Genomic DNA, 20,256 nt, shown 5'->3' with positions numbered 1-20,256 from the left:
CGACGATGGCTGTCGATGGACGAGAGCGGTGCGCAGTTCCGGGTCCTGGGGCCGGTCGAGATCCGCTACGGCGGGCGCCTGCTCGGTCCGCCGGTGCGGCCGCAGCAGCACCTCGTCCTCGCGGCTCTGCTCGTCGACGCCGGTCGGCCGGTTCCGGTCGAGCGGCTCATCGAGCGGGTCTGGGGCGACGAGCCACCCGCACAGGCCCGGCGGACCCTGCACACCCACGTGACCCGGATCCGGCGGCTGCTCGATCAGACCCGGACCGATCTCGTACGCCATGACGGTGCGTACCGCATCGACGCCGACCCGCTGCAGGTCGACCTGCACCGGTTCGAGCAGCTGATCGCCCTGGCCCGCGAGGCCGGGGACGCCGCGGAACGGGCGGCCCGCTGGCGTGCGGCGCTGGACCTGTGGCGCGGAGAACCGCTCTCCGGGCTCACCGGCTCGTGGGCCGAGCGGACCCGCGAGCGGCTCCGGCTCAACGTCGTCGAGGCGACCGTGGGGTGGGCCGACGCGTCCGTACGCTGCGGGCGCCCGGCCGAGGTGATCGACGCGCTGGCCCGCGTCGTGGACGACTTCCCGCTGTCCGAACCGCCGGTCGAGGTGCTGATGCGAGCGCTCGCCGCCGACGGACGCACCAGCGAGGCACTCGACCGGTACGAGACCACGCGCCGCCGCCTCGCCGACGAGTTGGGCACCAGCCCCGGCTCCGACCTGTCCGCCCTGCACGTCTCGCTGCTGCGCGAGGCGGCCGAACCGGCGCACCTGCCCGGCGCCGTTCGCGGGTTCGTCGGCCGCACCGAGCACCTGACGTGGCTGGACGACGTGGCCCGCCGCGGACGTGACGCCGGGATCGGGACGACCGTGGTCGTGCTGCCCGGCATGCCCGGGGTGGGCAAGACCACGCTGGCCGTCCACTGGGCCCACCGCGTACGCCGGATGTATCCCGACGGTCAGCTGTTCGCCGGACTGCGCGGCTTCCACCCCACGGCGCCACCGGTGGACCCGGCCGAGGCGGTCGGCGGGCTGCTCGAGACGCTCGGGGTGTCGCGCGCGTCGATCCCGGCCGGCCTCGACGCGCGGACCGCCCTGTACCGGGGGATGCTGGCCGACCGCAGGATGCTGGTGCTGCTGGACGACGCGGCCTCGGTCGACCAGGTGCGCCCGCTGCTGCCCGCCGGCTCGGGCTCACTGGTGCTCGTCACCAGCCGTCGCCGCCTGGACGGGCTCGTCGTGGCGCAGGGTGCGCACCGGCTGGCGGTCGAGCCGTTCTCGACCGACGACGGCACCGCCCTGCTCAGCGAACGGTTGGGTGTACGCCCGGTGGCCCGGGAACCGGAAGCGGCCCGCGACATCACCGCCGCCTGCTCCGGTCTGCCGCTGGCGCTGGCCATCGCCGCCGCACACGCCGGAACGCGCCCTTTGCGAGTGCTCGCCGACGAGCTGCGCGAGGCCCGCGACGCGCTCGGCGTGCTCGCTACCGACGACCCTGCCGTTGACGTACGGACGGTCTTCTGGTGCTCGTATCGCGCACTCGGCGCCGGCGCGGCCCGGCTCTTCCGGCTGCTCAGCCTGCACCCCGGCGCCGACATCGGCCTCGCCGCGGCGGCCAGCCTGGCCGGGGAGCCGCCGGAGCTGGTGCGGCAGCGGCTGGCCGAGCTGACCCGGGCCCACATGATCGCCGAGTCCACGCCCGGCCGGTGGTCGGCCCATGACCTTCTGCGGGCGTACGGGATGGAAATGCTCGCCGACGATGACCGGGACGCCGCGCTGGACCGCCTGCTGAACCACTATGTCCTGGCCGCGGCCGACGCCGACGGGAAGCTCGGCCCGGTCCGCCGGGCCCTCGACCTGCCGATGACCGCCGTCGGTGTCACCCGCGCGCCGATCGGCGGCGATCTTGGCGCCCGAGCCTGGTTCGACGCCGAGTGGCCGGCCCTGCATCCGCTCGTCGTGGCCGCTTCCGAGTCGGGCCGCCACCGGCCCGCCTGGCAGTTGGCCTGGTCGCTGACCACCTACGCCCATCGCCGGGGCTCCTACCAGGAATGGCTGGCCGTCCAGCGGATCGCGATCGAGGCCGCGGCAGCGCTGGGTGACCGGGCGGCCGGGGCCCACGCGCGGCGACTGCTGGGCATCGCGTTGATCCGGCTCAACCGCTACGACGAGGCGCACGCCGAACTGACCGTCGCGCTCGACGAGTTCACCGCGCTCGGCGACCCGCAGGGGCAGGCCCAGGCCCACCGCGGGCTGGGGCGCGTCGCCGCCTACCGGAACGAGCTGCGGGTGGCGCTGACCCACGGGCGGGCCGCGCTCGAGGGGTTCACCGCGGCCGGCAACCGGGACGGGCGGGCGAGCGCGCTCAACTCCCTCGGCTTCAACCTGGCCAAGCTGGGCGAGCACGCCGAGGGCGTACGGCTGTGCCGGCAGGCCCTGGAGATCCACCAGGAGAGCGGTGACCGTTTCGGCCAGGCCAACGCCTGGGACAGCCTCGGCCTGTGCCACGTCGGTCTCGGCGACTTCGACGAGGCGTTCGCGTGTTACATGACGTCGCTGGCACTCTCCCAGGAGATCGAGGACCGCCACGGCGAGGCCTCCACGTTGGACAACATGGGGCACGCGTACCGCGCGTTCGGCCGCGAGGAGGACGCCCGGCGGGTCTGGCGCCAGGCGGTGACCCTGCTGCGCACCGTCGACCCGCTGGCCGCCCAGCGCCTGGACGCCGAGCTGGCCCAATAGCGCTCCTGGTCAGGCCGCCGGGCCTGCCACTCCGCCGACGTGTCCAACGACGACGAGACCGATCGGCGGTGGAAGCTGCCGGTCGGTCTCGCCTTCGTCACGACAAGGTCAGGCATACCGGGAGTTTATAGAGGGCCGATTCCCTTTCATCGGCGATTCGATGCCGTCTCGAGGAATCGTCTCGCTGGGTAAATCCCCTGTTCAGGGCCAATCTCCGAACTGTGAAGCGCGCTCCGGAGTCGCTACCCAAAGAGCTGCCAATCGATGCGGTCCGCCAATCAGAAGCGCGCGCTTCGGTAGTGAACTGTTCAGGTTTCGAGACTGTGAGTAATTCGGCTCCTGCGTTTTCGCTTTTTATGCGCATAACACCACAGATGCCTTTAAAACATGACGAATCTTCCTCAACATGTTGCCAAGGCTCGCGCGCGGACGGCGTCGGCTCGGCCGCGCAGAAGTGCCGGGAAGGAGGTGAAGTAGTGACACGACAGGCCGAAACGCCTCAACGCCGTGACCGCGTGTTGAGGTGGGTGTACGGCGTCGCCACTCTGGTGACCGCCGTCGCGGGGCTGGTAACAGCCCTCAACGGCTGCGGCCCCACCTAGGCGTTGACCTAGATGGAGCCGTCTTACCAGAGAAGGGGTCCGCGTCGGATTGACGGCCGGGCGCGGGCCTCTTCCGCCGCCTGAGCGTAACCAGCAAATCGGGACATTTGAAGCGGGCGCAGGCGACCGACTCGGCCGGCTGCAGGCGTTGCCGGGCGGGCCGCTGCCGCCCCGGAGGTGGGGCGGCCGCGGAACTGACTACTTGGTGACCCTGGGGGTGGGGGCTGACTTGGCGGTTGTTGCGGTGTAGCCGGGCTTGGTGGCGGTCACCGCGACCGTCAGTTTCTTGCCCAGGTCGGCGGGGCGGATGCGGTAGGTGGCGGCGGTCGCGTCGCTGATCGGCTCGCCGGCGGCTGACCACTGGTAGGTGAAGGTTGTCGCCTTCGGGTTCCACGTGCCGGTTGACGCCTTCAGACGGGTGCCGACCTTTGCCGCGCCGGTGATGGTGGGCTTGGTGACCACCTTGAGCGAAGGCTGGGCGACGATCGTGAAGGCGTTCATGAGCTTGACCGACGGGTTGTAGCCGTCGGGCTGGACGCCCACCGTCACCGGGCCGGGTGCGGCGCCGGTCAGGTCGACCGTGATCGTGAGGGTCTTGCGGTCGGCGGACACCGCGGTGATCGTGCCGGCCGCGTAGCTGCCGTCGGACGGGTAGACGTAGGCGTAGTTGCCGGTGTGGAAGCCCGAGCCGGTGATGGTGAGCGTGCGGACGCCGCCGGTCGGCACCGTGGTGGGCGACACCGCGGTGACCGTCACGGGATCGGCCTGGATGAAGAACTCGTAGCGGGACTCGGTCGAGCGGGCGCCGCTCGCCGTCCGGCTCGTCGCGGTCAGGTCGAAGTAGCCTGAGTTCTTCGGCGTCCACGCCACGGTGGCCGTGCCGTCGGCACCGACCGGGACCTCGACGTCGTAGATGCCGGCGCTGCTGATCGAGTAGACGAACCTGGTCGCCCCCGCCTGCCGGGCCTTCAGGGTGAACGTGCCGGGGGTCATGTGGCCTCCGCCGCTCGCCGGGAAGTCGGTCGACGTGATCACCGGGCCGTTGGTCACCGACCAGGAGGTGCTGCCCTCGTCGGTGTGCACGCCGGCGGCGTTGCGCGCGATCACGGTGACATAGGTGTATTCGGCCTTGGTCACCGGGAACTCGAACGTCGCGGTGCCGTCGGCCGCCGCCGGCACGACCTGCTTGGTCGCGGGGTCGCGGTTGAGGACTGCCTCGTACTCCGTGGGGTTCACCATCTCGGTGCGTGCCTTGATCGTTGCGGTCGTGCCGACCAGCTCACCGCCGGTGCGGGTGACCTGAGGGCGGGCTCCGTCGACGTAGATCCCCAGCCAGCGCGGCTCGGACAGCGAGCCGTCGGCGCTGCGCGCCTGCACGCGTACGCCGCGTGTGCTCTCGTTGCTGTTGTCGGCGGCCCAGGTCAGGTCGGCCGTGCCGTCGGCTCGGGCCGGGATGGTGGTCTTGGGCCCATCGGCGGAGTTGTAGTCGACGTCCCAGTGGACGTACGACGTCACGTCGCTGGTCCGTGGCGCGAGGTGGAAATTGAGCGAGGACCCGCGGACCACGCCCCGATTGATGTCGCCGGTGACCAGGGGTCCATTGTCGACGTAGAACCGGTAGGCCTGCTCCGGGTGTGGCACACCGTCGCGGGTGATCGCGCGTACGTAAAGGGTCTGACGCCCGGCCCTGGTCGGCGCGATCATCACGGTGGCCTTGCCGTCAGCGTCGGCGTCGGTGCTGCCCGACGGGCCGTCTTCGTCGATGTGCCAGGTGAAGGACGACGTGTCACCGACGTTGGACGAGAACTCGAACTCGCCCGGAACGCCGACGTTGTATTTCAGGTCGCCGTAGCCCGAGTTGTCCTGGTAGGCCGCCGAGAAGACGCTGGGCCGCGTCTCGCGCACCGTGAAGTCGTAGTGCTGCCGGTCCGAGTAGTTGCCGGCGCGGTCGATCGCGTAGACCGTCAGCCCGGTGGGGCCCGACGTGCGTGGCTTCCAGCTGACCGTGACCGGGCCGCCGGTCGGGGAGGCCGGGACGGTCTGATCGCCGGTGGTGGAGCCGGAGTCGACGCCGTCCCAGACCGACCAGATGTAGCGGACCGTGTCGTCGGCGGCCGGCGTGAAGGTGAACGAGCCGGCGACTCCGATCTCGCCGACGGGGGTGTCGCCGGCCGGGAAGTCGTCCGTGGAGACGGCCGGCGCCGGGCCACCGTCGCGGTCGACCGTGTAGTAGCAGGTGTCACTCCACGGCGAGGCGTCCGAGGCGTTGAGCACTCGGACCTTCCAGGCGTACGTAACGCCGTCCAGCTGGCGGTCCTCGTCTTCGAGCTGGACCCGGACCGTGCCGTTCAACGCCCCGGCGCGCTCGCTCCAGTCCTGCGGCTGGTCGGGGTGGGCGGTGTCCCAGACCTGGAAGTCGGCGGTCGGTTCCGCGCCCCAGACCGAGGTGTCGTACCTGCCCTCGAGCGCGACGGCGTGGGCGTCGTTGAGGCGCATGGGGCTCAGATAGGGGCCGGGCGACGTGGTGACACACGCCTGGTCGGCCGTGGTGAGGTCGCCCGGACCGCCGTCGGTGGCGAAGGCCGGTGCGGCGCCGAGGCCCACGGCCCCGAGCGTGAGCGTAGAAGCGAGTAAGAGTGACAACACACGCCTGTGCATGCGTTCCCCCGTGCGGATCGATGGGCCTCGTTGCGGCCCGAATGCCGGGAGCATGACATAGGCGTACGACAATTTCTGCACCGCCCCATACGGCCCCCTATACTCCGCGCGTGAAATCCGCCCGTGCCGTCATCGCGGCCACCGTGCTCGCCGGGGTAACCGGCACCCTGTTCTACGTCGTGACCGGCACCGCCACCGCGGAAACGGTCCCGGTCCAGGTGACGGCGCCGCCCGCGCGCAAGACGACGGCGAAGTTCACCTCGGTCGACCGGGTGATCGTCGACAAGGCGCACCGGCGCGTGCTGGTCTCCGACCCCAGCGCCGGGAAAGTCGTCGCGCTGAACTACGACGGCACGACCGCGGCCACGGCCACCGGGCTGACCCAGGTCAACGGGCTGGCGCTGTCGGCCGACTCGAACACCGTCTATGCGGCGGTGCGCGACGAGGCGTCGATCGTGGCGCTGCGAGCCGACACCCTGGCCGAGATCAAGACCTTTCCGGTGTACGGCAGTCCGACCGAGCTCGTGCGGGCCGGCAGCCGCCTCTGGTACGCCGCACGGGGTGGCGTTTTCGGTGTTCTCGATCTGGCCACCGGCGAGGCCCGGGCGCACGAGTTCGAAGACCTCAATCCGTGGGAGGGCATGAACGACCTGCTGATCGCGGTCAGCCCGACCAACCCGAACCTGCTCGCGGTGACCACCGGGCCGGGCATCACGAGCGGTGCGATCGCGCTGTTCGACACGTCCGGGACGACCGAGCGCCAGATCGCGTACCGGAGCAATCTCAACTTCGATTACGTGATCAACTTCCGCGACCTGCGGTTCACCGCGGACGGCGCCACCTTGATGGTGGCCGGTGAGAAGGGCATCGCGTACCTGTCGGCGACCGATCTGGCGGTCACCGGCAACAAGGCGATGAACAGTTCGGTCGCGCTGGACGTCGCCTCGAACGGCTGGTTCGCGACCGCCAACGGGGGTCCCTACTCGGTCAGCGTCCAGTTCGTTCCGGCCGGCTCGACCACGCACACGCGGGTCATGGAGCTGAGCGCCGGCGGCGGACTGTCCGGCATGGCCTGGGAACCGGGTGGCGCGCGCCTGGCCGCTCTCACGGTCTCGACGCTCGGCGAGAGCTCGCTGTACGTGGTCGAGGAGCCCACCAAGGACGTACCGGCCCCGCTTCTGACGCCGTCGCTGACGCTCACGCCGAGCGCCGTCTACGCGTACGGGACGACCGCGACCTTCACCGCGACACTGGGGAAGACCGCCACCAACCGGGTCGTCGAGATCTGGGCCGACCCGGCCGGCACCGACCAGCCGAACCGGCTGCTCAAGCGGGCCACGGCCGACAAGGCGGGCAAGGTCAGCACCACCTTCAAGCTGACCCGCACTACGAACATCGTCGCCAAGTTCACCGGTGACGCCGGGTACCAGGCCCGTTCGGTGATCGCCTACGCGCGTACGCGAGTGAGCGCCAGCACGGCGCTGACCCGGCACTACAAGACCGCGAAGATGGGCACGCTGTCGTACCAGTACTTCCGGTCGTCGGCCGACCCGCTCGTCACCCAGACCATGACCGCGGCCACGAACCGCAAGGTGCGCACCACCATCGAGGTGTGGTCGGGCAGCAAGTGGGTGCTGTGGTCGGGGCGGGACACCAAGCTCAGCTCGGCCGGCAAGGCGTCTTTCACGTTCGTCACCGGGGCCAAGGTCGGCAAGAAGTTCCGGGTACGCGCCGACTACGTCACCGGCACGTCCGGCGACAGCCTCAATTACACGACAGCCGGCGCCTGGAAATACTTCACTTACACCAAATGACCCCGGCCGGATGAACCCCGGTCAAGAGCGCGAAAATCCCGTACGCAGGGTCGTTACCGTGCCGGAGTGACTACCAAGAGAGATCGTAAAGACACTCGCGGTGACTCTACGGTCGCCGGCCACCTGCGCCGCGCCGGGTGGGCTGTCGCAGTTGCCCTGATCGGGATGCTCGCACTCAACGCCACCGTGGCGCGTGCCAGCGACGCCGCCCGGCCGCGCACCGTGGTGCCGGGCGCGTCCGGGATCATCGCGCTGCGGCCGGACGGCAAGGTGTTCGCCACCGTCAGCCAGGCGTCGATCCGGCTGTGGAGCGCGACCACCGGACGCCGGGCCGCGCCGCCGATCAAGGGATACCGGGGACCGGTCAACTCGCTCGCGTTCAGCCCGGACGGCAGTGAGCTGGCCGTGGCCGGCACCGGCGACGTGACCCGCTGGGACATCACGACCGGGCAGCAGGCCGGGACGGCACTGGCCGGTCACGTCGGGGCCGTGCGCTGGGTGACCTACAGCCCCACCGGCGACCTGATCGCCACGGCCGGCGACGACGGCACGGTCCGGCTGTGGAACCAGGCGACCGGCGAACTCGTACGCACCGTGAACGGGCACGCGGGCGGGGTGCGCCTGGCTGTGTTCAGCCCGAACGGCGAGCGTCTGGCGACCACGGGCGTCGACAACACCGTACGGCTGTGGCAGACCAGCACCGGCCTCCCCGTCGGCACGCCGCTGACGGTCGGATCCGGCCCGGTCTACGCGGTGAGTTTCAGCCCGAACGGCCGGCTCCTGGCCGCCTCGGGTGGTGGCAGCGCCGTACGGCTGTGGAACGCCACCACCGGTGAGCCGGCCGGCGAAGCGCTCACCAGCAACGCCGGGCCCGTCTACGCCCTGACCTTCAGCAAGGGCGGCAAGCTGCTGGCCACCTCGTCGGGCGGCGACAACACCGTGCAGCTGTGGAACATGGCGTCCCGGCAGCCGGCCACCGAGCCGCTGGCCGGGCACACCGGGCCGGTGCGGGCGATGCGGTTCACCCCGAACGGCAAGCTGCTGGTCACCGGCAGCGACGACGGGACCGTACGGGTGTGGGCCGCGACCACCGGCGAACAGGTCGGCTCGACGCTGACCGGGCACCTCGGCCGGGTCTGGTCGGTGCGGATCACCCCCGACGGCAAGCGCCTGATCACCGCGGGCGAGGAGAACAAGGTCCGCCTGTGGCGGCTTCCCACCAAGTGACACCGATGTGAGAACGGGCCCGGGCCGCGACGACGCGACCCGGGCCCTTTTCGCTGGACGTTGGTAGGTTGCGATCGTGAGCCACGTACGAGCAGCGCTGTATCTCGACTTCGACAACGTGTTCGGTGGGCTCTACAAGCTGGATCCGGAAGCGGCCGTGCAGTTCGCCAGCGACCCGGGAGCGTGGCTCGGCCGGATGGCCGTCACCGCCACCTCCGAGGCGCCGCGGCGCTGGCTGGTGCTGCGCTGCTATCTCAACCCGGCGGGCTGGGTCTACGCCACCGATCAGACCCGCCTCTACTTCTCCAAGTTCCGGCCCGGTTTCGTACGGGCGGGCTTCGACGTCATCGACTGCCCCCGCTACAGCGGCACCAAGAACGCGGCCGACATCCGCATCGTGGTCGACGCCGTGGACGCGTTGTCGGCCGACACCCGCTACGACGAGTTCGTGGTCGCCTCCGGTGACTCCGACATGACCCCGCTGCTGCAGCGCCTGCGCCGCTCCGACCGCCGCACGATGATCGTGTCCCCGGCCGACGCGGCCGAGGCGTTCACCTCGATCGCCGACCACGTGCTGGACAGCCAGCAGCTGCTCGAGCTGGTGCAGGGCGAGCCGGTCGAACTCGGCGACGAGTTCGACGTCGAGGCCGACGAGTCGTTCCGCACGTTCATCACCAGCGAGTACGAGGCGGCGACGGAACCGCTCAACATGGCGTCGCTGGCCGCCCGGCTGCGCGTCCAGCTGGGCCAGGAGATCACCGACAGCAACTGGTTCGGCTTCGGCAGCTTCGCCCGCGCGGTGGCCAGCCTGAAACTGCCGGACCTGCAGATGTCGCAGCTCTTCCTGTGGGACGACACCCGGCACACCGCCCCCGAGCCGGGCTCGACGACCGCGCCCGGGCCGCCGCTGCCCGAGCCGGTCGAACGCCTGGCCGGTCAGCTCGACCTGCCCCGGCTGCCGCAGGCGTGGTGGCCGGCGATCTACGAGACGCTGGCGGCGTATGCGGGGTCGCACCGCTTCAACCTGACCCAGTGCACCGGCTGGTCCCGCGACCGGCTGCGCGACCAGGGCGTGCCGGTCAGCCGGGGTGCGGTGGCGTTCGTGGTGCGGGGGGCGGCGTTCGGCGGGTGCCCGCTGTTCCGACAGCCGCCACCCACGAACGACGAGATCGGGGCGGCCTTCGTGGCCAACGTGCTGAGCCGGGCCGAGGCCACCGAGATGACCTTCACCGACGAAGAAGCTTCCGCCGTACGGGAGTGGCTGCTCACCGGCTGATTTTCAGTCGAGTTCGACGGCGTCGATGCGATAGACCGCCGGGAGGTCGTCGCTGTCCTCGTCGTAGATCCGGGCCCGGGTGCGCACACCGTCGGGGCCGACGAGCCAGAAGTCGCTCGGTGGGAGCGGCATTGCTTTGTAGGCCACGACGGTGTCCAGGCTCTGGGCGAGTAGGGCCGCGGCGTCGGATTCCGATGGCGGATCGGTGATCGTGATGGACAGGTAGACGTCCAGATGCCAGTCGAAGTCGCCCGCAAGGGGTGTGATGGTGCAACTGACCGGGGCGCCCCAGTTGCGGTCGTCCTCGCCGTCGTCGCCAACGTCGACCTCGTTGCCCGTGAGCTCGGCCAGGACCTCGGCGAGCTGTTCACGCTCCGGGTGGCCGCGCAGCCAGAAGCCGTAGCTCATAGCCTTACCAGGTCTTCGCCCAGTCGGGCGGGGGGACGACTTTGAGTCCGGGCTCGCCGGAGATCGGCTCCAAGGCGTACAGGATGGTCAGGTCTTCGTTATCGGGGTCGGTCATCACCCGGCCGAAGCTGCCGTCCGCGGCGACCAGGAACCAGTAGTCGGGGGCGGGGCTGCCCTCGTCGACCAGCGCGCGGCTGCGGGCGATTCGGCAGACCGCCTGGGCCAGTTCGAGCGGGGTTGCCCGGGTCAGTTCCTGGAGCTTGTCGCCGGCCTGGAGTTCATGGCCGAAGGGCCCGTCGACTGGTGTGATGAGCACGATCGGATCAGGGCCGCCATAGGAGTTGAGCTGCTCGTACGGTCCTACGTAGACGAATTCCGGGGCGACGTTGTAAAGGGTGTGCAACGCCTGACGTAGCGCTTCGGCGGGCGTCGTGCTGTCGAAGTAAATGCCGTAGCTCATGCGCCACCTCGGTAGCTCTTGTGGTGCTGGAAGACGTCGAGGGCCCGGGTCCAGTCCGCGTCGCTCACGCTCGGGTCGCGGCGCAGTGCCTCGCGAGCCGCGCCGATGTCGCCGTCCGCGCCGATCAGATTCTTCAGAACCTTGTACTCCGAGCGGTTGAGGTTGACGAAGCCGGGACCGTCGACCGGGAAGGTCGTTCCGGTTGATTCCACACCATATCTGCGACCGTTGACCTCGTAGGTGTTGGTCTGCGGGTCCCAAGCGCCGCGACCGGCGGATATGTCGGCCAGATCGCCGGGAACGTCGGTGCCGGGCAGCACGATGGTGTTCTTGTCGTCGCTGCGGCTCTTGAGTTTGACGCTGTTCAGGTTGTGGCGACCGGCGTTGGGCGGGCGGAGCGGAATCTTCGCGGCCGGTCCGGTCACCGGGCTCGCGCCGCCGCCGCTGCTCGCTCGCGCTGCGGTGCCGGCTCGGCCCTCCTGGGCTTTTGCGGTGACCTTGGCTTGAGCCGCGGCGATGTTGCCGGCGTCGCCGCCGTCGGCGCTGCCGTGGGTGCGGCGGCGCGGTGGGGGCGGATCGCCGCCGTCGCCGCCGCCCGGGGAGTGCGGGCGTGGCTTCGCGGTCATCGCGGGCGCCTCCGGGAGTCAGGTTCGGGCGTCAGGGTAGCGGGGCTTGTCTCGCGCAATGAATAAAGTTTCTTTACAGAAAGCATTGACCAACCACCCTCGTATTTGGTTGTGTCAATGTGCCGCGCGCGCCCTTCATCCCCCCGGCGCTAGAAAAGGTCCGCCATGAAAAGAAAACATCTGCTGACGATGCTTGCCGTCCTCACCCTGGGTGTGGCCGGCGCGGTGGCTCCTATGGCGATGTCCCAGGCGGCTGCCGCCTGCGTGACGCCCTACAACAACAGCGCGGTCTACACCGGCGGCATGACCGCCTCCTACAACGGCCGCAACTGGACCGCCAAGTGGTGGACCCAGGGCGAGGCCCCCAGCACGGGCGGCTCGAACGTCTGGCAGGACAACGGCGGCTGTGACGGCAACAGCGGCGGCGGTGGCGGGAACACCGGCGGCTGCAACTACCCGAACTGGGTCGCTCAGCAGCCGTACTCGACCGGCGCGATCGTCCGGTACACCAACGGGCAGTACTACCAGGCCACCCACGACAACCCGGGCTACGACCCGGTGATCAGCACCTGGTACTGGTCGCCCTACTCCTGCAGCGGCGGGGGCGGCAACAACGGTGGCGGCAACAACGGCGGCGGTGGCACGTCCGGGTTCGTCGTCAGCGAGGCCCAGTTCAACTCGATGTTCCCGGGCCGGAACGGCTTCTACACGTACGCCGGTCTGACCGACGCCATGAAGAAGTTCCCCACCTTCGCGACCTCGGGCAGTGACACCGTCAAGAAGCAGGAGGCCGCGGCCTTCCTCGCCAACGTCAGCCACGAGACCGGCGGTCTGGTCTACATCGACGAGATCAACCAGGCCAACTGGCCGCACTACTGCGACACCTCGCAGTCGTACGGGTGCCCGGCCGGTCAGTCCGCGTACCACGGTCGCGGCCCGATCCAGCTGAGCTGGAACTTCAACTACTACGCGGCGGGCAACGCGCTCGGCATCGACCTGCTGCGCAACCCGAACCTGGTCGCCACCAATTCCTCGATCTCGTGGCAGACCGGCCTCTGGTACTGGAACACCGGAACCGGCGCGGCCGGCATGACCTCGCACACCGCGATGGTCAACGGTAGCGGCTTCGGCACCACGATCCGGGCCATCAACAGCATCGAGTGCAACGGCGGCAACTCGGGCCAGGTGGCGAGCCGGGTGAGCCTCTACACCCGCTTCGCCGGCATCCTGGGCGTCCCGACCGGGGGCAACCTGTACTGCTGATGTCCCAGCTTTGAGAAGGGAGGCGCCGACCGGCGCCTCCCTTTTCCCGTTTCGCCGCATCAACGACCGGATCCGGTGTTCGCTGAGCAGGGCGGGAAACATCGGACCGGGGGCTCGTGTGACGGCTGACAACAGGAGTGGACGCGTGCTGCGTCTGCTCACCGACCGACGGGTCGGTACGAAGATCATGCTGGCGGTCGTGGCGGTCACCCTGTTCAGCGTGGCCGACGGGCTGATCGCGCTGCGCAGCCTCGGCGAGACGAACAAGCAGGTCGGCGCGGGCTATCAGCACAGCCTCGAGCTCGAGACGGTGGGCAATCTGCGCAGCGCCGTCAACCGCACCTGGCTGAGCGTCAACGACTATCTGCTCGCCGTCGACGACGCGGGACGGACCAAGGCCCGCACGGCGCTCGCGACCAACCAGCAACAGGTGCAGGAGTACGCCGGCGCGTTCGAGGCGTACCCGGTCAGCGCCGCCATGCGGACCGCCGAGACCGACTTCACCACGGCTTGGACGGCGTACGTCGACGTGCTCGACAACCAGGTGCTGACGACGGCCGCGCTGCGGGACCGGGCGGCATTGCAGACCGTGCGGACCGGGCCGCTGGCCCAGGCGATGAACGGCGTCCGTACGCCGATGACCCAGCTCGCCGACCTCACCGTGTCCGCCGCCGAGGCGCAGCAACACGTCGCCGAGAGCCGTTACCAGTCGACGAAATGGCTGGTCATCATCATGCTGGCCGGCGGCGCGCTGCTCGGGATCGTGCTCGCGCTGGGCATCACCCGGCTCATCGTGCGTCCTCTGACTCAATGCGTCACCGCGCTGGAGCGGGTCGGTGAGGGCGATTTGACCGTACGGGTCCAGGTGGCCAGCTCCGACGAGGTGGGCCGGATGGCGCAGACGCTCAACCACACCGCCGAGGCGATGGCCGGCACGGTCGGACGGGTGCACGCGAACTCGGACCTGCTGGCCTCGGCGTCCGAGCAGCTGTCGGCGGTGTCAGCCGAGCTCGCCGCCTCCGCCGAGGAGACGTCGGTGCAGGTCAGCACCGTCTCCGACTCGGCCGGTCAGGTCTCCCAGGGCGTGCAGGCGGTGGCGGCCGGCGCCGACGAGATGGGCGTGTCGATCCGGGAGATCTCGAACAGCGCCAACGAGGCGGCCGGGGTGGCGGCCGAAGCGGCCCGCACGGCCGAGTCGACCAACACCAGCGTCGCGCGGCTCGGCGAGGCGTCGGCCCAGATCGGTACGGTCGTCGCCCTGATTACTTCGATCGCCGAGCAGACCAATCTGCTCGCGCTCAACGCCACCATCGAGGCCGCCCGGGCCGGTGAGGCGGGCAAGGGCTTCGCGGTGGTGGCGGCCGAGGTCAAGGATCTGGCCCAGGAGACCGCGCGGGCCACCCAGGAGATCACCTCGCAGGTGTCGGCGATCCAGGACGAGACCGGCAACGCCGTCCACGCGATCCGGCAGATCGCCGAGGTGATCGGCACGATCAACGACTACGCGACGACGATCGCGGCCGCCGTCGAGGAGCAGACCGCGACGACGGCCGAGATCGCGCGCAGTGTCGGGCAGGCGGCGCAGGGCTCGACCAGCATCGCCGAGAACATCACCGGCGTCGCTCAGGCGGCCCACCAGGTGACCTCGGGCGCGACCGAGACCCAGCAGACCGCCTCCGAGCTGGCCCGCACGGCCGCCGACCTGCAGAGCACAGTGTCGACGTACCGCCTCTAGCTCAGAACGTGCGCGAAGCCTCGTCCAGCGTGGCGATCTCGTCGGCCGTGAGGGCGAGCGTGGCCGAGGTGATCAGGGCCGGGAGCTGCTCGACCGTACGGGCACTGGCGATCGGGGCGGCGATCTGCGGACGCGTACGCAACCAGGCCAGCGCGACGGTGGCCGGCTCGACCCCGTGGTTGTCGGCGATGCCGGTCAGCACCTTGATCACGCCGAGGCCCTCCTCGGTCAGGTACGCCTTGGCGCCACCGCCGCGCGGGCCGCTGCTCAGGTCGGCTTCGGTGCGGTACTTACCGGTGAGGAATCCGCTGGCCAGCGCGTAGTACGGCAGCACGGCCAGGTTCTCGGCGGTGGCGATGGGGAGAATGTCGCGCTCGTACGGCGTACGGGAAACCAGGTTGTAATGGGGTTGAAGGGCGACCGGCAGCGTGAGGTGGTCGCGCCGGGCGATCTCGAACCACTCGCGGATGCGCTCGGGGGTGTAGTTGGAGACGCCGATCGCGCGCACCTTACCCGCCTTGACCAGCGCGTCGAACGCGCCCACGGTCTCCTCGAGCGGCGTGTTGGCGTCGTCGTAGTGCGCGTAGTAGAGGTCGATGTAGTCGGTCTTGAGCCGGCTCAGTGACGCGTCGGCCGCGGCCGCGACGTTGGCGGCGGCAAGGCCCCGGAACTGCGGATGCTGGCTGACCTTGGTGGCGAGGACGACGCGGTCACGGTTGCCGCGAGCCTGGAACCAGTCGCCGATGATCGTCTCGGACTCGCCGCCCGAGTTACCGGGAACCCAGGCCGAGTAACCGTCCGCAGTGTCGACGAAGTTACCGCCCGCTTCCACGAACGCGTCGAGAATGCGGTGCGAGGTCGCCGCGTCGCTGGTCCAGCCGAATACGTTGCCGCCGAGGTTCAGCGGGAACACCTCGATCCCGCTGCTGCCCAGAGTGCTCATGGTCGTTCCTTCCGCCGTCGATCTTGTACGACCATTCAAGTACCCGAGGAGTGCGAATCACGCGTGTTCGTCGCCACAGCTTGCTTCTGCCGGTCCCAGGCTGTTTCTGGTAGTCCCAGGAAAACGGGACTCCTGGATGGCCCGCCCGGTCGAGGACGACAGTGGGGTCATGACGACTTTCACGATGGCCGGCGGAATCACGGTCGAACGCATGGGATACGGCGCGATGCAACTGGCCGGACCAGGTGTTTTCGGCCCGCCGCGAGACCGGGACGAGGCGCTCGCGGTCCTGCGCACGGCGGTCGAGGCGGGCGTGAACCACATCGACACCGCCGATTTCTACGGACCGCACATCACCAATCAACTCATCAAGGAAGCCCTTTTCCCGTACGCGGAAAGCCTCCTGATCGTCACGAAGGTCGGCTCGGTACGCGACGACAAAGGCGCCTGGCTGCATGCCCGCGCCCCGGAGCAGTTGCGGGCCCAGGTACACGACAACCTGCGCAACCTCGGCGTAGACGAACTCGACGTGGTGAACCTGCGCGTCGGCGGCGGCGCGGACGGCCACTCGGTGGTGCCCGGCTCGATCGCCGAGGAGTTCGGGACGCTGGCCGACCTGCGGCGCGAGGGCCTGATCAAGCACCTGGGCCTGAGCGTGGTCGACGCCGACCAGGTCGCCGAGGCACAGGCGATCGCCCCGATCGTCACGGTGCAGAACTGGTACAACGTCGCACACCGTGGTGACGAGAAGCTGATCGCATCACTCGGTGAGCAGAACATCTCGTACGTTCCGTTCTGGCCGCTGGGCGGCTTCACTCCGCTGCAGTCGGGCACGCTCGACTCGGTGGCGTCCCGGCTCGGCGCGACCCCCAAGGCGGTGGCGCTGGCGTGGCTGCTCCACCGGGCACCGAACATCCTGCTCATCCCCGGCACGTCATCGGTCGCCCACCTGCGGGAAAACCTGGCCGCGGGCTCGCTGACCCTCGACCAGGAGGCGATCGACACCCTCGAGACGGTCGGCTGACCCCGGTCAGTCGTCTTCGATCTCGTGGTCGAAGAGGCGGCCGGTGGCCGGGTCGACGTGGATCTCGTTCTCGACGCCGCGCAGGAGGAACTTCAGCTCCCAGCTGTCGTTCTCGCGTTCGGTCTCGACGACCCGCGCGCCGGTGAACTCGGCTCGGACGATCCGGGCGGCACCGGCCGCGTCGATGTCCCGCGTGGGCGGCGTCGTCGCCTTGGCCGGCGGCTTTGTCGCGGCGGGCGGCTCGGCTGTCGCGGGCGGCGTGGGTTTGGCGGGTGGCTTTGTGGCGGCCGGCGGCGTGCTCGGGGCGCTGGCCGTGGGCCGGTCGGGTTCGAACACCACGGCCTGGTCGTCGGCGGCCTGGTGGGCACCGAACGGGTCGGCGACCATCACGGTTCCGGCGACCACGACGATGCCGGCCACCCCGGTCGCGATGCCACCCAGCAACAACCTGCTCATCAGCGCGTCCTCTCCGTTGTCCGCGCTGAGGTACGCGAGGTTGCCGCCGGACGACGGGTGCCAGGATCAAACCTGGGGACGTCCTGGCCCAAATCTGGACATCACCAGGCGACGACACCCTGCGTGGCCGGCTGGAGCGTGCCGACCTGGAGCGACTTCATGGTGATGGCGCTCTTCTCGGGGGCCGGGAAGTCGATCAGCTTGGCGGGCGGGCCGTCGGTCGAGGCCTGCAGGTTGAACGACAGCGTGTTGCCGGCGCCGCAGGTCGCGTCGCCCTTGTCGCACGGCACCCACTTGATGCCCTCGAACGCGCTGCTGCCGGACTTGAGCATGATCGGGATCGCCTTGCCGGGCTGGTTCACCTCTTTGGTCGGCACGTCGACGACCTCGTCGGCGGCGTTGCGCAGCGAGATCGACGCGCGACCGTTCACCCCGCAGTCCGAGTCCGACTTGTTGGTGACCGCGACCAGGCCCCGCTGCGCGCCGTCCTTCCGGTCGGGCTGCAGGGTGATCTCCACCGACAGGTCGTCGTTGGTGCAGGGCGCTCCGGGTTCACGCGACGGCACCGACGAGGGTGACGGTGACGCGGGTGCCGACGACGGCGTGGTCGTCGTGGCCGCGGCGGGGACGGCGGCCGTGTCTCCGGTGTTGTTGGCGCAGGCCTGCGTGCCGAGCGTGAGCCCAACGGCCGTCACACCGAGGACGGCGGCGCGGAAGGTGCGCTTATTCATGATTGCTCCCGGTTAGTCGGTCTTCATGCGGTGTTCTCCACATTGCCCGACAAGATCGAAAGCATGCGTCCGCGCGGCCCGGCTGGCATGAACCCGGGAGAGAGTTCACCCGACGATCACCCGATCGGCCGCTCCCGGCTGGGCGATCAACCGCGGAACGTCCCGGCCGGGCCGGCGGTGCAGGTCGAGCCCGTTGCGAGCCAGTTCGAACGCCACCTGGACCGATTGCCCGTACGCAAGGCCCTGATAGAACCCGGCCGAGAACTGGATGCCGTCGTGTCGTCGAAGGCGGCGTTCATACCGACGACGCAGGGCACGTGCCGGGCGATCGCCGTCGCCTGGGGCTCGGTGTAGCAGGCGTTCAGCACGACACACTCGATGCCGCGGCGCAGGATCCGGAAGAGATCGTGCAGTGCTTCCGGCGGTACGGGATGGGACCGGCCCGCGGCATCGGTCATCATGAGGCCGCTGCGCGCGTCGGCATGGCCGGAGAAGTGCACGATCGTCGGGCGATGGTGCAGCAGTTGCTCAGGCAGATCACCCAGGCGCAGGGCGGTGGCGACACGCACCTCGAGCCGATCGCTCGCCCCGGCCCCGGCGATGGCCTGGTTGATCGCCCGGTTCTCCTCGTCCAGCCGGAGCGACGGCAGCCGCTGGGCGTGGGTTGTCGTCCGGTCGTCGAAGGTGCGCTGGGTCGGGCTGCTGGTGCTCGGGTGTGCCGGCCGCGCGGTGCCCACGTGGGTCGGGGTGGCCTACGTGGTCGGTGTACTCGCCACGATCGGATTTCAGACGTTTCAGGTGGTGCGGCGGGTCGCCACGCCCGACCTGTACGCGCTGAAGGTCACCGCCGGTGTGACCAACGCGGCCCTGGTCAGCGACGACCGCGACGTGATCTGGAACCTGTCGGCACAGGTCGCGGCGGCGATCAACAACCCGGCCCTGGAGTTCCGCGTCGAGGTGCGAGGAGACATCGTGTTCGGCGACAAGATCGACGGCGACGTGATCGACGGCGACAAGATCGTCTACGGGGGCTGACGTGCGAGCGCTCACCGATGCGGCCGCCGGGCTCGTTGTCGACGTGGTCTCGACGCTGCTGGTCGTGGCGATTCTGCTGCTGCTCCTGCGCCGGGTCATGCCGGGGCTCGGCAATGCGCTGTGGGGTTACTACCGGCGGCTCCTCGGATGGCTGTTCGCCCTGCCGGTGCGCCTGATCCGGTGGCTGATCCGGGAGGCGGCCGGGCGGCGGAGAAGCCGCTAGCGGATGCGGGGACGCAGGACTCGCTCGAGCAGCGGGCTCAGGAACATCAGGAGGAACGCCGAGTAGTTGATCGAGTGGGCGAAGACCGAGCCGATCAGGGTGGCGACCAGCTGGAGGATGAAGGCGGCCACATTGCCCAGCACCACCTCGGCCGGGACCGGGGTGCGGCCCTCGCTGAGTTCGGGGTGGCGGTGGGCGTACAGGGAAAGAAGCGTGAGGGAACCGCTCGCCAGCACCAACGTGCCGCCGTAGAGGGCCACGCTGCCGGCCGACGGGCTGTACGCGGTGATGAGGGCGGTCGGGATAGGCAGGAAGACGATTGCCAGGGTCCATAGACCGCTCAGGAACACCACGCGGGAGCGGATCAGCGACACGTGTTTGAAGATCCGGTGGTGGGCCCACCAGAGCCGGAAGATGACGCAGAAGCTCAGCAGGAACGCCCCGAACTCCAGCGCGTGATCCTGCACCAGGGCGCCGAGAGTGGGGTGTTCCTCTTCGGACAGGCCGGTGATGACCTCGAGGAGCGGCAGGATCAGCAGCGTCATCGCGATCGCGGCGACGGCGTCGGTGAAGAAGACGAGCCGTTCCGAGCTGGTCTCCTCGCGGGGGTCGGTCACGCAGGGCAGTATGCGCGATCGGTTAATGCGTTGCGAGGGCCCGCGACGATCTTCTAGCGTGATGGGCATGACGAACACGGAACGGCCTTCTGAGGGCAGCGGCGGCTAGCCCACTCGAGATGCGTGGTCGCCGCCTATCCCCGTACGGGAAGGGCGGCTTTTTTGTTTGCGGTAAAAGCAGTATCAGCGGGCTGTTGGAGTAGCGGTCAACTCGCCTGACTCTCGATCAGGAGATCACGGGTTCGAATCCCGTACGGCCTACGTAAGTGCTCGGCGCGGTGGACGAAAGGTAGAGTCGCCCGGCTTTCACCCGGGACACGTTGCGGGTTCGAATCCCGTCCGCGCTGCTCAACTGAATAGAGCATGCCCTGGTAGCTCAGAAGGATAGAGCGGCCGAAAACGTTGAAGCGGTGTCACGG

18 protein-coding genes and 2 tRNA genes are annotated in these 20,256 nt (G+C 69.5%); 11 read left to right on the top strand and 9 right to left on the bottom strand.

Going from position 1 to position 20,256, the window contains the following annotated elements; all coding sequences use genetic code 11:
* Positions 1 to 15 precede the first annotated feature (15 nt).
* Positions 16 to 2,739, top strand: a complete 2,724-nt coding sequence (locus tag KOI35_RS07970; protein ID WP_215785367.1) for an AfsR/SARP family transcriptional regulator — start codon at positions 16 to 18, stop codon at positions 2,737 to 2,739.
* A gap of 800 nt (positions 2,740 to 3,539) precedes the next feature.
* Here KOI35_RS07970 and KOI35_RS07965 read toward each other — a convergent pair.
* Positions 3,540 to 5,945, bottom strand: a complete 2,406-nt coding sequence (locus tag KOI35_RS07965; RefSeq protein ID WP_215785366.1) for an RHS repeat domain-containing protein — start codon at positions 5,943 to 5,945, stop codon at positions 3,540 to 3,542.
* A gap of 164 nt (positions 5,946 to 6,109) precedes the next feature.
* Here KOI35_RS07965 and KOI35_RS07960 point away from each other — a divergent pair, with 164 nt between their 5' ends.
* The 3 genes from KOI35_RS07960 to KOI35_RS07950 all read left to right on the top strand — a co-directional run bounded on the left by KOI35_RS07960 (position 6,110) and on the right by KOI35_RS07950 (position 10,316).
* Positions 6,110 to 7,813: a YncE family protein gene (locus tag KOI35_RS07960; RefSeq protein ID WP_215785365.1), complete on the top strand. Its 1,704-nt coding sequence runs from the start codon at positions 6,110 to 6,112 to the stop codon at positions 7,811 to 7,813.
* A gap of 165 nt (positions 7,814 to 7,978) precedes the next feature.
* Positions 7,979 to 9,040 (top strand): WD40 repeat domain-containing protein, encoded by a 1,062-nt coding sequence (locus KOI35_RS07955; protein ID WP_215785364.1) that lies wholly within the window; start codon positions 7,979 to 7,981, stop codon positions 9,038 to 9,040.
* Positions 9,041 to 9,116: 76 nt separating this feature from the next.
* Positions 9,117 to 10,316 (top strand): NYN domain-containing protein, encoded by a 1,200-nt coding sequence (locus KOI35_RS07950; RefSeq protein ID WP_215785363.1) that lies wholly within the window; start codon positions 9,117 to 9,119, stop codon positions 10,314 to 10,316.
* Between the two features lie 3 nt (positions 10,317 to 10,319).
* Here the strand turns inward: KOI35_RS07950 and KOI35_RS07945 are convergent, their stop codons facing one another.
* The 3 genes from KOI35_RS07945 to KOI35_RS07935 are packed head-to-tail and all read right to left on the bottom strand — an operon-like array spanning position 10,320 to position 11,810.
* Positions 10,320 to 10,724 carry a hypothetical protein gene (locus KOI35_RS07945; RefSeq protein ID WP_215785362.1) on the bottom strand — a complete coding sequence of 135 codons (405 nt, stop codon included), beginning with the start codon at positions 10,722 to 10,724 and terminating at the stop codon, positions 10,320 to 10,322.
* A 4-nt stretch (positions 10,725 to 10,728) separates the two neighbouring features.
* A complete protein-coding gene (locus KOI35_RS07940) occupies positions 10,729 to 11,184 on the bottom strand; it encodes a hypothetical protein (protein ID WP_215785361.1) in 456 nt (151 codons plus the stop codon).
* A complete protein-coding gene (locus tag KOI35_RS07935) occupies positions 11,181 to 11,810 on the bottom strand; it encodes a hypothetical protein (protein WP_215785360.1) in 630 nt (209 codons plus the stop codon). The genes KOI35_RS07940 and KOI35_RS07935 overlap by 4 nt, the downstream gene beginning before the upstream one ends.
* A 165-nt stretch (positions 11,811 to 11,975) precedes the next feature.
* Here KOI35_RS07935 and KOI35_RS07930 point away from each other — a divergent pair, with 165 nt between their 5' ends.
* Positions 11,976 to 13,073: a glycoside hydrolase family 19 protein gene (locus tag KOI35_RS07930; RefSeq protein ID WP_246612644.1), complete on the top strand. Its 1,098-nt coding sequence runs from the start codon at positions 11,976 to 11,978 to the stop codon at positions 13,071 to 13,073.
* Positions 13,074 to 13,218: 145 nt separating this feature from the next.
* On the top strand, positions 13,219 to 14,808 hold the full coding sequence (locus tag KOI35_RS07925) for a methyl-accepting chemotaxis protein (protein WP_308120846.1): 1,590 nt from the start codon (positions 13,219 to 13,221) through the stop codon (positions 14,806 to 14,808).
* Between the two features lies 1 nt (position 14,809).
* Here the strand turns inward: KOI35_RS07925 and KOI35_RS07920 are convergent, their stop codons facing one another.
* The gene (locus KOI35_RS07920; protein ID WP_215785359.1) at positions 14,810 to 15,751 is read right to left on the bottom strand and encodes an aldo/keto reductase; all 942 of its coding nucleotides are present in this window, start codon (positions 15,749 to 15,751) and stop codon (positions 14,810 to 14,812) included.
* 169 nt (positions 15,752 to 15,920) lie between these two features.
* On the opposite strand from KOI35_RS07920, the gene KOI35_RS07915 reads away from it, so the two are divergent.
* Complete coding sequence (locus tag KOI35_RS07915; RefSeq protein ID WP_215785358.1) at positions 15,921 to 16,775, top strand: oxidoreductase; 855 nt, start codon at positions 15,921 to 15,923, stop codon at positions 16,773 to 16,775.
* Between the two features lie 6 nt (positions 16,776 to 16,781).
* On the opposite strand, the gene KOI35_RS07910 is transcribed toward KOI35_RS07915, so the two are convergent.
* The 3 genes from KOI35_RS07910 to KOI35_RS07900 form a co-directional block, all read right to left on the bottom strand.
* Positions 16,782 to 17,231 (bottom strand): PepSY domain-containing protein, encoded by a 450-nt coding sequence (locus KOI35_RS07910; RefSeq protein WP_215785357.1) that lies wholly within the window; start codon positions 17,229 to 17,231, stop codon positions 16,782 to 16,784.
* A gap of 101 nt (positions 17,232 to 17,332) precedes the next feature.
* Complete coding sequence (locus KOI35_RS07905) at positions 17,333 to 17,962, bottom strand: DUF4232 domain-containing protein (RefSeq protein ID WP_215785356.1); 630 nt, start codon at positions 17,960 to 17,962, stop codon at positions 17,333 to 17,335.
* Between the two features lie 146 nt (positions 17,963 to 18,108).
* The gene (locus tag KOI35_RS07900) at positions 18,109 to 18,699 is read right to left on the bottom strand and encodes a CHAT domain-containing protein (protein WP_215785355.1); all 591 of its coding nucleotides are present in this window, start codon (positions 18,697 to 18,699) and stop codon (positions 18,109 to 18,111) included.
* On the opposite strand from KOI35_RS07900, the gene KOI35_RS07895 reads away from it, so the two are divergent.
* Positions 18,692 to 18,997, top strand: a complete 306-nt coding sequence (locus KOI35_RS07895) for a hypothetical protein (protein WP_215785354.1) — start codon at positions 18,692 to 18,694, stop codon at positions 18,995 to 18,997. The genes KOI35_RS07900 and KOI35_RS07895 overlap by 8 nt on opposite strands.
* Position 18,998: 1 nt before the next feature.
* Positions 18,999 to 19,220, top strand: coding sequence for a hypothetical protein (locus KOI35_RS07890; RefSeq protein WP_215785353.1), 222 nt, complete (start codon positions 18,999 to 19,001; stop codon positions 19,218 to 19,220).
* Here KOI35_RS07890 and KOI35_RS07885 read toward each other — a convergent pair.
* Complete coding sequence (locus KOI35_RS07885; protein ID WP_215785352.1) at positions 19,217 to 19,837, bottom strand: TMEM175 family protein; 621 nt, start codon at positions 19,835 to 19,837, stop codon at positions 19,217 to 19,219. The two genes, KOI35_RS07890 and KOI35_RS07885, sit on opposite strands and share 4 nt — an antisense overlap.
* Before the next feature lie 188 nt (positions 19,838 to 20,025).
* Here KOI35_RS07885 and KOI35_RS07880 point away from each other — a divergent pair.
* Both KOI35_RS07880 and KOI35_RS07875 read left to right on the top strand, forming a co-directional pair.
* Positions 20,026 to 20,098, top strand: a tRNA-Glu gene (locus KOI35_RS07880).
* Between the two features lie 11 nt (positions 20,099 to 20,109).
* Positions 20,110 to 20,184, top strand: a tRNA-Glu gene (locus KOI35_RS07875).
* Positions 20,185 to 20,256 lie beyond the last annotated feature (72 nt).

The organism is Paractinoplanes bogorensis, assembly GCF_018829635.1.
Taxonomy (GTDB): domain Bacteria; phylum Actinomycetota; class Actinomycetes; order Mycobacteriales; family Micromonosporaceae; genus Actinoplanes; species Actinoplanes bogorensis.
Note: the sequence above shows the minus strand (reverse complement) of the source record. Positions and strands in the feature narration are given on the sequence as shown.

Excerpts from the sequence above, each read along its gene's own strand:
- KOI35_RS07970 (WP_215785367.1), top strand. The coding sequence starts at position 16 with ATGGACGAGAGCGGTGCGCAGTTCCGGGTCCTGGGGCCGGTCGAGATC.
- KOI35_RS07955 (WP_215785364.1), top strand. The coding sequence starts at position 7,979 with ATGCTCGCACTCAACGCCACCGTGGCGCGTGCCAGCGACGCCGCCCGG.
- KOI35_RS07945 (WP_215785362.1), bottom strand. The coding sequence starts at position 10,724 with ATGAGCTACGGCTTCTGGCTGCGCGGCCACCCGGAGCGTGAACAGCTC.
- KOI35_RS07940 (WP_215785361.1), bottom strand. The coding sequence starts at position 11,184 with ATGAGCTACGGCATTTACTTCGACAGCACGACGCCCGCCGAAGCGCTA.
- KOI35_RS07935 (WP_215785360.1), bottom strand. The coding sequence starts at position 11,810 with ATGACCGCGAAGCCACGCCCGCACTCCCCGGGCGGCGGCGACGGCGGC.
- KOI35_RS07930 (WP_246612644.1), top strand. The coding sequence starts at position 11,976 with ATGAAAAGAAAACATCTGCTGACGATGCTTGCCGTCCTCACCCTGGGT.
- KOI35_RS07920 (WP_215785359.1), bottom strand. The coding sequence starts at position 15,751 with ATGAGCACTCTGGGCAGCAGCGGGATCGAGGTGTTCCCGCTGAACCTC.
- KOI35_RS07915 (WP_215785358.1), top strand. The coding sequence starts at position 15,921 with ATGACGACTTTCACGATGGCCGGCGGAATCACGGTCGAACGCATGGGA.
- KOI35_RS07910 (WP_215785357.1), bottom strand. The coding sequence starts at position 17,231 with ATGAGCAGGTTGTTGCTGGGTGGCATCGCGACCGGGGTGGCCGGCATC.
- KOI35_RS07905 (WP_215785356.1), bottom strand. The coding sequence starts at position 17,962 with ATGAATAAGCGCACCTTCCGCGCCGCCGTCCTCGGTGTGACGGCCGTT.